This window comes from Pseudomonas sp. R62 (genome assembly GCF_000257605.1).
Taxonomy (GTDB): domain Bacteria; phylum Pseudomonadota; class Gammaproteobacteria; order Pseudomonadales; family Pseudomonadaceae; genus Aquipseudomonas; species Aquipseudomonas atacamensis.
Genome location: NZ_JH635998.1, coordinates 1,421,742 through 1,433,621 on the forward strand (window position 1 = coordinate 1,421,742; position 11,880 = coordinate 1,433,621).

8 protein-coding genes and 1 pseudogene are annotated in these 11,880 nt (G+C 61.4%); 8 read left to right on the plus strand and 1 reads right to left on the minus strand.

What is annotated here, in order from left to right:
* The 8 genes from OQK_RS29900 to OQK_RS07750 all read left to right on the plus strand — a co-directional run.
* On the plus strand, positions 1 to 133 hold a 133-nt coding region (locus OQK_RS29900; protein WP_177318474.1), incomplete at its 5' end, for a 50S ribosomal protein L11 methyltransferase.
* 30 nt (positions 134 to 163) lie between these two features.
* Entirely contained in the window at positions 164 to 1,423 is a 1,260-nt protein-coding gene (locus OQK_RS07720; RefSeq protein WP_016771865.1) for a DUF3426 domain-containing protein, read from the plus strand.
* Between the two features lie 184 nt (positions 1,424 to 1,607).
* A complete protein-coding gene (dusB, locus tag OQK_RS07725; RefSeq protein WP_016771866.1) occupies positions 1,608 to 2,618 on the plus strand; it encodes a tRNA dihydrouridine synthase DusB in 1,011 nt (336 codons plus the stop codon).
* Positions 2,615 to 2,935 (plus strand): DNA-binding transcriptional regulator Fis, encoded by a 321-nt coding sequence (gene fis / locus OQK_RS07730; protein ID WP_002555375.1) that lies wholly within the window; start codon positions 2,615 to 2,617, stop codon positions 2,933 to 2,935. The genes dusB and fis overlap by 4 nt, the downstream gene beginning before the upstream one ends.
* A gap of 83 nt (positions 2,936 to 3,018) precedes the next feature.
* The gene (gene purH, locus OQK_RS07735) at positions 3,019 to 4,626 is read left to right on the plus strand and encodes a bifunctional phosphoribosylaminoimidazolecarboxamide formyltransferase/IMP cyclohydrolase (protein ID WP_016771867.1); all 1,608 of its coding nucleotides are present in this window, start codon (positions 3,019 to 3,021) and stop codon (positions 4,624 to 4,626) included.
* A gap of 151 nt (positions 4,627 to 4,777) precedes the next feature.
* Positions 4,778 to 6,073, plus strand: a complete 1,296-nt coding sequence (purD, locus tag OQK_RS07740; protein WP_016771868.1) for a phosphoribosylamine--glycine ligase — start codon at positions 4,778 to 4,780, stop codon at positions 6,071 to 6,073.
* Between the two features lie 99 nt (positions 6,074 to 6,172).
* Positions 6,173 to 8,950, plus strand: coding sequence for a hybrid sensor histidine kinase/response regulator (locus OQK_RS07745; RefSeq protein ID WP_038861141.1), 2,778 nt, complete (start codon positions 6,173 to 6,175; stop codon positions 8,948 to 8,950).
* A gap of 62 nt (positions 8,951 to 9,012) precedes the next feature.
* Positions 9,013 to 9,609: a MarC family protein gene (locus OQK_RS07750; protein WP_016771870.1), complete on the plus strand. Its 597-nt coding sequence runs from the start codon at positions 9,013 to 9,015 to the stop codon at positions 9,607 to 9,609.
* 77 nt (positions 9,610 to 9,686) lie between these two features.
* On the opposite strand, the pseudogene OQK_RS31065 reads toward OQK_RS07750, so the two are convergent.
* A pseudogene (locus OQK_RS31065) lies at positions 9,687 to 11,880 on the minus strand (TcdA/TcdB pore-forming domain-containing protein); the annotation flags it as partial.

Genomic DNA, 11,880 nt, shown 5'->3' on the forward strand with positions numbered 1-11,880 from the left:
TGGGCGCCTGGCGCTGTCGGGCATCCTCGCCGAGCAGGGCGAAGAAGTAGCGGCAGCTTATGCGCAGGACTTCGAGCTCGACCCGATCGCCAATCGCGACGGCTGGGTGCGCATCACCGGGCGTCGGCGCTAAAATGACCGCTTGCCTGAACCGGATCGCCGCATGACCGACAGTTTCGTCACCCAATGCCCGCATTGCCAGACCAGTTTCCGCGTCAACCATGCTCAGTTGAGCGTGGCGCGCGGCGTGGTTCGTTGCGGCTCCTGCCTGCAAGTGTTCAATGCCGCCAAGCAGCTGCTCGAGCAACATTCTGGCAAGGACACGGTGACGCCGGCCGCACCAGCGCTGCCTGAAGCGCCCGCGCGTGTCAGCGATTCTGCGGTCGTCGAACAGATCCCCGCGCCGCGCGCCATCAGCCAGAAGCAATGGAGCGCGTCGGAACTGGATCTGGACAGCCTCGATCTGGACGAAGAACTCGCCCGCCTCGAACAGCGCGAAATCCAGCCGGTCGCAGAATTCGGCCGTACCCGCGAAGAATCCTTGAGCGCCCGGCGCGACAGCCCGGAACCGGACGAAGGCACATGGCCCGACAGCCTGTTCAGCGAGCCTGCCGATGAGCGCAGCGTAGCGCAGGATATCGAGCCGGATATCGACGGCGTCGAAACCCTCGAACCCGAGCGCACCGAACCCTCGTTATCACTGGAACCGGTGGATCTGGATGACGAGCCGCCGATCCCGCAACTGCGCCTGCACGATCCGATTGACCCGGCCGCCCGTCGCGAACGCTTCTCGGCCAGCGACGACAGCGATGACGACGATCTGCCGTTGATCACTTCGCCGCGCAAAAAACGCGAACGGGCCGAGCCCGGCGTGCGCGCCGAGGTCCTGCAGGATCTGACCGACGACCCGCTGCAACTGGACTGGCAGCAACGCCGCTCGCCCTGGGGCCGGCGCCTGCTGTGGCTGGTGCTGGTGGCATTGGCCGCCGGCGGTCTTGCCGCTCAGTACATCTCCTATCATTTCGAGGAACTGGCGCGGCAGGATCAATACCGACCATGGTTCCAGCAGATCTGCCCGCAGATCGGCTGCACCGTGCCGTCGAAAGTCGATATCGGCAAAATCAAGAGCAGCAACCTGGTGGTGCGCAGCCATCCCGAGTTCAGCGGGGCGCTGGTGGTCGATGCGATCATTTACAACCGGGCGACGTTTTCCCAGCCGTTCCCCTTGCTCGAGCTGCGTTTTGCCGACCTCAACGGTCATCTGATCGCCAGTCGTCGCTTCAAACCCGGCGAGTATCTGAGCGGCGATCTCGAAGGCCTCGCAGAAATGCCGCCGCAGACGCCGATCCACATCGCCCTGGATATTCTCGATCCGGGGCCGAAAGCGGTGAATTACAGCCTGAACTTCCACTCGCCGGAATGAACCGCTTCAGCGTTTCCCGATTGACGGCATTTTTCTGACTGATCGCAGCCGACCAAACCGTTGGCGATAACAGAATAACTGTTCAGATTTTGTTCAATTCAGCCTTTAACCAGTCATCGAGAGCGGGTATCATGCCCACCCTTTTTCGAACTCTCATGATCCGGCCCCACTTCAGGGAAGTCCTATGTCGGCGGTACGCATCGGCCCATATACATTGCAGAACGGTTTGATTCTCGCCCCGATGGCGGGCGTCACCGACCAGCCCTTTCGTCAGCTGTGCAAGCGTCTGGGCGCAGGGCTTGTAGTCTCGGAAATGGTCACCAGCGACATGAGCCTGTGGAATACCCGCAAGTCGCGCATGCGCATGATCCACGAAGGCGATCCCGAGCCGCGCTCGGTGCAGATTGCCGGTGGCGACGCGCAGATGCTGGCCGATGCGGCACGAGCCAACGTCGAACTGGGCGCACAGATTATCGATATCAACATGGGTTGCCCGGCAAAGAAGGTCTGCAACAAGGCCGCCGGCTCCGCGTTGCTGAAAGACGAAGCACTGGTGACCGAGATCCTGCAGGCCGTAGTGGCCGCGGTTGATGTGCCGGTCACCCTGAAGATCCGCACGGGCTGGGATCGCGAGAACAAGAACGGTCTGAACGTGGCGAAGATCGCCGAACAGGCCGGGATCACAGCGCTGGCCGTACATGGCCGTACGCGCGCCGATCTGTACACAGGGGAAGCCGAGTACGACACGATTGCCGCGATCAAGCAGGCGGTGTCGATCCCGGTGTTTGCCAATGGCGATATCGATTCGCCGGAAAAGGCCCGATACGTGCTTGATGCGACCGGTGCCGATGGCCTGCTGATAGGCCGTGCCGCTCAAGGGCGGCCATGGATTTTTCGCGAGATCGATCACTTCCTGCGCACCGGCGAGAAATTGCCCGCGCCGGAACTGAGCGAAGTGGAACGCATCCTGCTGGAGCATCTGGCTGCCCTTCACGCCTTCTATGGCGACGTGATGGGCGTGCGCATTGCCCGCAAGCATGTGGGCTGGTATCTCGCAACCTTGCCGGGCGCCAGGGAGTTTCGCGCCCGTTTCAATCGTTTGGATGGTACGGAAACACAATGCGCCGACGTTCGGGAGTTCTTCGCCGAGCGTTACAAGAGCCTGACAGGGGACGAAGAAGGGGTGGCCGCATGACGATGATGACCGAGACTTTAGTGAGTGGAACAACACCCGTGAGCGACAACGTGAATTTGAAACAGCACCTCAACACGCCGAGCGAAGAAGGCCAGACCCTTCGCGGGAGTGTCGAGAAGGCGCTGCACAATTATTTCGCCCACCTTGAGGGCGCGTCCGTCACGGATGTGTACAACCTGGTGCTGTCCGAAGTCGAGGCGCCCCTGCTCGAAAGCGTGATGAACTACGTCAAGGGCAACCAGACCAAGGCCAGTGAGCTGCTGGGACTGAACCGCGGCACGCTGCGCAAGAAACTCAAGCAGTACGATCTGCTGTAAGCATTCAATCAAACCAGAAAGGCGCCCGCGTAAAAAACGGTCGCCTTTTTTGCTGACTTCCTTTGCTTTTGATGGAAATTGAGATGACCGACCAGACTACCCGCCTGCCGATCCGCCGCGCCTTGATCAGCGTTTCCGACAAGACCGGGATCCTCGAATTCGCCAAGGAGCTCGAAGCTCTGGGCGTCGAGATCCTCTCCACCGGCGGAACGTTCAAGCTGCTGCGTGACAACGGCGTTGCCGCAGTGGAAGTCGCGGATTACACCGGTTTCGCCGAGATGATGGACGGTCGGGTGAAAACCCTGCACCCGAAAATCCACGGCGGCATCCTCGGTCGTCGCGGTACTGACGACGCGATCATGAACGAGCACGGCATCAAGCCGATCGATCTGGTAGCGGTCAACCTGTACCCGTTCGAAGCGACCATCAACAAGCCAGGCTGCGACCTGCCGACCGCCATCGAGAACATCGACATCGGCGGGCCGACCATGGTCCGTTCGGCAGCGAAAAACCACAAAGACGTGGCCATCGTGGTGAATGCCAGCGATTACGCCAGCGTTCTGGAAAATCTCAAGGCCGGCGGCCTGACCTACGCTCAGCGTTTCGACCTGATGCTCAAGGCCTTCGAACACACCGCCGCCTACGACGGCATGATCGCCAACTACATGGGCACCGTGAACCAGGCCGCTGAAACCTTGAGCACTGAAGGTCGCAGCGAATTCCCGCGCACCTTCAACAGCCAGTTCATCAAGGCTCAGGAAATGCGCTACGGCGAGAACCCGCACCAGAGCGCGGCGTTCTACGTGGAAGCCAAGCCTGCCGAAGTCGGCATCGCCACCGCGACCCAGCTGCAAGGCAAGGAACTGTCGTACAACAACGTCGCCGACACCGACGCTGCGCTGGAATGCGTGAAGAGTTTCGTCAAGCCAGCCTGCGTGATCGTCAAACACGCCAACCCGTGCGGCGTGGCGGTCAGCCCGGACGCTGAGGGCGGCATTCGTCAGGCTTACGAACTGGCCTACGCCACCGACACCGAGTCGGCGTTCGGCGGCATCATCGCCTTCAACCGTGAACTGGATGCCGAGACCGCCAAAGCGATCGTCGAGCGCCAGTTCGTTGAAGTGATCATCGCCCCATCGGTCAGCGAAGAAGCCCGCGCCATCGTTGCCGCGAAAGCCAACGTACGCCTGCTGGCCTGCGGCGAGTGGTCGGCTGACCGCGCCGCTGCCTGGGACTACAAACGCGTCAACGGTGGCCTGCTGGTGCAGAGCCGCGATATCGGCATGATCAGCGCCGATGACCTGAAAGTGGTGACCAAGCGCGCGCCGACCGAACAGGAAATCCACGACCTGATCTTCGCCTGGAAAGTCGCCAAATACGTCAAATCCAATGCCATCGTCTACGCCAAGAACCGTCAGACCATCGGTGTCGGCGCCGGCCAGATGAGCCGCGTCAACTCGGCCCGCATCGCCGCGATCAAGGCTGAGCACGCCGGTTTGCAGGTGGCCGGTTCGGTCATGGCGTCCGATGCATTCTTCCCGTTCCGCGACGGTCTGGACAATGCGGCCAAGGTCGGCATCACTGCGGTGATCCAGCCGGGCGGCTCGATGCGTGACAACGAAGTGATTGCCGCTGCCGACGAAGCCGGTATCGCAATGGTCTTCACCGGTATGCGCCACTTCCGTCACTGATTATTTTGCTTGATCGTACCTACGCTCTGCGTGGGCACGCAGCCCGGGACGCTCCGCGTCCCTCGGACGCGGAGCGTCCGTAGAGGCATTCCCACGCGGAGCGTGGGAACGATCAGCCCCCACAGAATTAGCGTCATCCGAGGTTTTTGAAATGAATGTTTTGATCATTGGCAGCGGTGGCCGTGAACACGCTCTGGCCTGGAAAGTGGCTCAGGATCCGCGTGTGCAGAAGGTTTTCGTTGCACCGGGCAACGCTGGCACTGCCATTGAAGCCAAGTGCGAGAACGTTGCCATCGACGTGTTGGCGCTGGAGCAACTGGCCGACTTCGCTGAAAAGAACGTTTCCCTGACCATCGTCGGCCCGGAAGTGCCGCTGGTGGCTGGCGTCGTCGATCTGTTCCGCTCCCGTGGCCTGGACTGCTTCGGTCCGACCGCCGGTGCTGCGCAACTGGAAGGCTCGAAAGCCTTCACCAAGGATTTCCTCGCGCGCCACAAGATCCCGACCGCCGATTACCAGAACTTCACCGAGATCGAGCCGGCCCTGGCTTATCTGCGTGAGAAAGGCGCGCCTATCGTGATCAAGGCCGATGGCCTGGCTGCCGGTAAAGGCGTAATCGTCGCCATGACCCTGGCCGAAGCCGAAGACGCCGTGCGTGACATGCTCGCGGGGAACTCGTTTGGCGACGCCGGTTCACGTGTGGTGATCGAAGAGTTCCTTGACGGCGAAGAAGCTTCGTTCATCGTCATGGTCGACGGCAAGAACGTGCTGCCGATGGCCACCAGCCAGGACCACAAACGCGTCGGTGACGGCGACAGCGGCCCGAACACCGGTGGCATGGGTGCCTACTCCCCTGCCCCGGTGGTCACCGCCGAGGTGCATCAGCGCGTGATGGATCAGGTGATCTGGCCGACCGTACGCGGCATGGCCGACGAAGGTAACGTCTACACTGGTTTCCTCTATGCCGGTCTGATGATCGACAAGGCCGGTAACCCGAAAGTCATCGAGTTCAACTGCCGCTTCGGCGATCCGGAAACCCAACCGGTGATGCTGCGTCTGCAATCGAGCCTCGTGCTGCTGGTTGAAGCCGCATTGGCGCAAGCGCTGGACAAGATTGAAGCGCAATGGGATCCGCGTCCGAGCGTTGGCATCGTGCTGGCCGCTGGCGGCTACCCGGGCGACTACGCCAAAGGCGCAGCGATCAACGGTCTGGACGCGGCGGCAGCTCTGGAAGGCAAAGTCTTCCACGCCGGCACCGCACTGAAAGACGGTCAGGTCGTTACTGCCGGTGGTCGTGTACTGTGTGCCACTGCCATGGGCGCCACCGTCGGTGAAGCTCAGCAGCAGGCCTACAAACTGGCCGCTGCCATCGACTGGGAAGGCTGCTTCTACCGCAAGGACATCGGCTACCGCGCCATTGCCCGTGAACGCGGCGAAACCCAGGAGTAAGCGATCCATCAGGCCCGGCGCGGGATGCCATTCCTCGCCGGGCTGTTCGGTCGTCGCGCATCGTTATATTCTGGCATCAACCTACGAAGGGATTTCGCCGTGCGCTGGCTCAGGATTGCCATAAGCTTCACCGTCACGCTGATGACCTTGCTCTGCATGCTCCCGGCCCAGGCCGCGCAAGGCAGTGGCTGGTCGGTATTGCTTGACGATCAGGGCATCCTGCAACTGAGCGACATCCGCTCCGCTCGCTACACCAATCAATTCAGCCCCATCGAGCTTGACCGCCTGACCGCGGCCGAACCCGACGGCGCCCTGTGGCTGCGCTTCAAACTGGCGCCGGGCAAGCACGAACAAGTGCTGCGCATCTTTGCCCCCGACCTGTCCCAGCTCAATCTCTACGTGCTCGACGGCGACCGGCTGATCGAGCAACGCAATACCGGCAACGAACGGCCGCAGGCCGAACATCCGTTGCCGAGCAGCGATTTCATGCTGCCGCTGCCCCAGGCTGACAAGCCGCTGGACGTCTACGTACGCATGGTTTCCGGCCATCAGCTGCGCCCGCACATCACCCTGCAAGCGGCAATCGAAGGCGCCGCCGATCAGAAGCAGACGCTGATTTTCGGCCTGCTGTTCGGCTGCCTCGCCATGCTCCTGCTGCACAACCTGGTGCGCTACGCCTACTCGCGCTCGCGCAGCAGTCTGTGGCTGGCGATCTGTGAAGGCCTGCTGGGGCTGAGTCTGTTCCTGTTGCTCAACCTCGCCGGTCCGTGGCTGCCGAACTGGCAAGCGATTCAGACGCCGGGCGCTTATCTGGCATTGCTGCTGACCGCCCCAGCCGGGTTGATGTTCGCCCTGCGCTTCTTTGCGCCACTGGGCCAGCACGCGCTGAACAAACTGCTGTGGGGCGACATTCTGTTGATCGTCACGTGCAGCCTGTTGCTGCTGTTCGTCAACACCTTGCCGCTGAACATCATCACCTACGCCCTGGTCGCACTGGCCGGCCTGAGCATGTTGCTGGTGGGCTTCTATCACTGGCAAAAAGGCTATCGCCCGGCGCGTCTGTTCGTCGCCGCCATGGTCGTGTTCAACATCGGCACGCTGGTTATCCTGCCGGCGCTGCTGGGGCTGACACTGGTCACGCCGCAAGGCCTGATCATGACGCTGATGGTGTTCATCTGCATCAGCGGCCTGCTGATGAGCATTGCCTTGGGCGAGCGACAGCGCAGCATCACCGAAAGCCGTTTCAGCATCAGCCGCGACCTCGCGGCAAGCAACGCCGAAATCAACGCCAAAGCCGAATTCCTCGCCAAGATCAGCCACGAAATCCGCACACCGATGAACGGTGTACTGGGCATGACCGAGCTGCTGCTGGGCACGCCGCTGTCGGTCAAGCAACGCGATTACGTGCAGACCATCCACAGCGCCGGCAACGAACTGCTGACGCTGATCAACGAGATCCTCGACATCTCCAAGCTCGAATCCGGGCAGATCGAACTCGATGACGTGCAGTTCGACCTCAACGCCTTGATCGACGATTGCCTGAGCATCTACCGGGCCAAGGCCGAGCAACAGAACGTCGAGCTGATCAGCTTCATCCAGCCGCAAGTGCCACGGGTGATCAGCGGCGATCCGACGCGCCTGCGCCAGACCTTGCTGAGCCTGCTGGAAAACGCCCTGAAGAAAACCGAAGAAGGCGAGGTGCTGATCGTCGTTGCACTGGACGAGCGCAGCAGCAAACCGCGCCTGCGCATTGCCGTGCAGGACAGCGGCGTGCCGATGGAGCCGGAAGAGCGCGAGGCGCTGCTGCACGCCGAATTGCACAGCAAGCACTTCCTCTCGGCCAATCGCCTGGGCGGCAATCTCGGCCTGGTGATTGCGCGCCAACTGATCCGTCTGATGCAAGGCGAGTTCGGCATCAAGAGCGGCGCCACTCAGGGCAGCACTTTGTGGCTGACCTTGCCGCTGGACCCGGATCGCCTCGAACATCCGACGTCCGATCTGGACAGTCCGCTGCAAGGCGCACGGGTGCTGGTAGTCGACGATAACGACACCTGTCGCAAAGTGCTGGTACAGCAATGCAGCGCCTGGGGCCTGAATGTCAGCGCCGTGCCGTCGGGAAAGGAAGCGTTGGCACTGCTGCGCACCAAGGCGCACCTGCGCGATTACTTCGACGTGGTTCTGCTCGACCAGAACATGCCCGGCATGACCGGCATGCAACTGGCCGCGAAGATCAAGGAAGACCCGAGCTTGAACCACGACATTCTGCTGATCATGCTCACCGGCATCAGCAACGCGCCGAGCAAGATCATTGCGCGCAATTCGGGGATCAAACGGATTCTGGCCAAACCGGTGGCCGGTTATACGCTCAAGACCACGCTGGCGGACGAACTCAATCAGCGCAACAAGGGCCAAGTGGTGTTCCAGCCGCAAGTCGTTACGGCGGCCACAGCGGCCAAGGTGCCGAGCGACTTCCGCATCCTCGTCGCCGAAGACAACACCATCTCGACCAAAGTGATCCGTGGCATGCTCGGCAAGCTCAATCTGCAACCGGACACCGCGAGCAATGGCGAAGAAGCGCTGCAAGCGATGAAGGCCCAACGTTACGACCTGGTGCTGATGGACTGCGAAATGCCGATCCTCGATGGCTTCTCCGCGACGCAGCAACTGCGCGCCTGGGAAGTCAGCAATCAGCGCATCCGTACACCGATCGTCGCCCTCACCGCGCACATTCTCGCCGAACACAAAGAACGCGCCCGCCAGGCCGGCATGGACGGGCACATGTCCAAACCGGTCGAGCTGTCGCAACTGCGTGAACTGATCGAGCATTGGGTCGCCGAACGCGATCAGCAGAACCGGGCCACGACCCAGCCGTCGTAAACCGACAGATTGTCCGGTGCCTGATAGACTCCCCCCGACTCCATCGCCAGTGAGCTTGCATCATGCTCCATGTGTTGTTCAGCGTTTATCTGAAGATGCTGGTGCTCTACAGCCCGTTCTTCGTGTTGTCCTGCTTTATCAGCCTGACCCGTGGCTATTCGCGTAAGGAACAGCGGCGTCTGGCGTGGAAGGTCGCCCTCGCCACACTGATTTCCAGTGTTCTGCTGTATTTGTTCGGGCGGGTGATTTTCGATGTCTTCGGCATCACCGTGGACGCCTTCCGCATCGGTGCCGGCAGCGTGTTGTTCATTTCCGCGCTGGGCATGGCTCAGGGCAAACCGGCGGTGCAGGCCGACAATGTGCAGCAGGACGTGACCATCGTGCCGCTGACCATTCCGCTGACGGTCGGCCCCGGCACCATCGGCGCCTTGCTGGTGATGGGCGTCAGCCAGCCGCACTGGGACGACAAGCTCACCGCAATCATGAGTATTGCGCTCGCCAGTTTCACTGTCGGTGTGGTGCTGTACCTGTCCAATCGCATCGAGCGGATTCTCGGCGATCAGGGCTTGCAGATTGTCAGCCGCTTGATGGGATTGTTCGTTTGCGCGCTGGCAGCGCAAATCATCTTTACCGGTGTGAAGGGTTATCTGGTGCCTTGAGCATTGTCGCAGTGCAATCGCCACAACAAAACGCCGCGTACGGTCACCGTTCGCGCGTTTTGTTGTGCATGGCGGCCTCAGCGCAGCGCGGCGATCACCGCTGTCAGGCTGACCGTTGCCTCGACACCGCGCGCAGCGGCAAAGGCTTGCAGCCCTTGAGCCAGCGTCAAGGTATGTGGCCGCCCGGCGATGGGCAGCATCAGTAGCAGTGGGCGTTGTCCGTCGAAATTGCGCACGATCAGACTGTGTCCGGAGTCCGGATCGGTCAGCACCACATCGCCATCGACCCGTGACATCCACCAATGCTCGCACTCGTCCAGATCCAGATCCAGCAGGCAAGGTTCTGCCGTTTCAGCATCCGAAGCCTGTCGCCCATCGACCACGATGCAGTCCAGGCGCTGGAAGGACGCTTGCGACAGCCGATAACCCGAGGTCTGCGCACCGAAAGTCAGCAGCAGCCTGGCAACGTCATCGGGCAACAATGTTTCGATCTCTGTGATGTCATCACCTACCTCAAGCACCATGACCTCGGCGTCGCGATGGGCATAACTGCCGGGCAGCCAGACGCCGTCGTTCGGGCCGGCGCTGAAAATCAACTGGTCGACCGGGTCGAACAGCATCGGCTGCTTCGACCCGCGCGTACCGAGGAATGCCGACCACTGCCCGTCGCTGCGCCCGGCAAGATCGAACAGCCGGTCAAGTTGCGGCAGGTAATACAGGTAGCGTCCGGTTGCACTTGCCACTTGTATGACAGACGCGTGGGCATGTCCGTGCAACAACGCTCGCAGGCGCGCACGTAACTGTTCATCACTCTGACCCGGCACATGAGACCAGCGATTTTCCACGCCAACGATCATTGCCGGCTGGTTATCCAGCAATTGCAGATGCACCCCGTCGAGGGTCTGCGCGACCAGCCCTTCACCCTGGCGTCGCACCTCAGCAAAAGTCCATGACGTCCAGACCTTTTCAGGCCTGCCGAGCGCCTCCGATTTCAGCAAGCGATGGTCCTCGGCAAACACTCCCCGCAGTGCTTCGATCGCCATCAGCGGCTGGCGATAAAGTTGTCCGGTGCTGATTTCAAGCAACCAGACCGCGCTGTTATCCGGGGTCAGACCGAGCAGCGCCAGCTCCTTGCCCTGACCGATATCGGCCACAGCGATTCTGCCATCGACACACCATGCCGCCAGGAACGCCTGACCTGCCACATCACGTAAACCGAAGATCGGCAACGGCAGCAACGGCGCTTTCGTGGCCAGCGCGGGCAATGCGCTCAACCAATCGGAATGTCGCTGCAGCCAACGCTGCCCGACACCGGCGAACCGCAGAATCGAGGGCTTATCGGCCTGATCGAGCCACGCCTCATCGCTTCTATGGGCAAGGGAAGGTACCCCGTACTGAAACACAATCGCGTCGTCGATCGCTGCCGCTGCCGGCACGTCGACGATATCGATTTCGAACAGTCGGCCGTCGTCCTTGGTGGCGATGAAACGCTGATTGGTCTGAGTGACCTCCACCACATCGCGCTCGATCACCACATTCTGCCAATGACCGGCACGGGGTTCGATGCCGCGGCTGATCGTCCGCTCCTGCGGGCTATAGAACAGCACTGCGTTGTTTTCAGGATTGGACGGCGTCAGCATCAACAAGTCCTCGGGCCAGGACCGGTCCTGCCCGGCCTGAATGCACTTGCCCGTCGCCTTGTTCAGCCAGGCCCGGTCGCGCAGCTGCAACCCGGCATAGCCTTCCACGACAATGAACGGAGCATAAGCCCAGCCGCTGCTGCTGGCGGCCGTGTCTGGCGATTCGCGCCTGAACGGGGCATCGATTTGTCGAAGCGCTTCGCGCGGTTCGAACCGATAATCCTCTGCCGCAAAAGTGATCTTGCAAGCCGTCAGCTCGACCTTCTGAGCGGTAATCCGATACTCGATGGTGGTAGTGCCGTGCAACGCTTCTGCCGTCAGCCTCTGCGCAATCCGCAGCGCACCATCGGCTTGTTGTTGGCAGCCAATGATCGTCGATCCCATACGCGGATTTTTCAGTCGGTAGCGATGCTGGACAGTACCGGTCAGCACATCGACCCGCCACAGCGATGGATGATCGGGATGGTAGAACCACGCATGGCGGGCGCTGACGCCTGCCAGAACCACGCCCTCGTTGACCTCCTGCGGCAGGTTACGTGCGAACAGCACCCGGTCCCGCGCAGTGTCGTAATAGCCGGTGGTCACCACTGGTTGGCCCGGCGAATTGAACGGCACTCTGAAGTTACGTAAC

What these genes read in the sequence shown, in the direction of transcription:
- purH (WP_016771867.1), top strand. Translation starts at nt 3,019, where the DNA reads ATGACCGACCAGACTACCCGCCTGCCGATCCGCCGCGCCTTGATCAGC.
- dusB (WP_016771866.1), top strand. Translation starts at nt 1,608, where the DNA reads ATGTCGGCGGTACGCATCGGCCCATATACATTGCAGAACGGTTTGATT.
- OQK_RS07750 (WP_016771870.1), top strand. Translation starts at nt 9,013, where the DNA reads ATGCTCCATGTGTTGTTCAGCGTTTATCTGAAGATGCTGGTGCTCTAC.
- purD (WP_016771868.1), top strand. Translation starts at nt 4,778, where the DNA reads ATGAATGTTTTGATCATTGGCAGCGGTGGCCGTGAACACGCTCTGGCC.
- OQK_RS07720 (WP_016771865.1), top strand. Translation starts at nt 164, where the DNA reads ATGACCGACAGTTTCGTCACCCAATGCCCGCATTGCCAGACCAGTTTC.
- fis (WP_002555375.1), top strand. Translation starts at nt 2,615, where the DNA reads ATGACGATGATGACCGAGACTTTAGTGAGTGGAACAACACCCGTGAGC.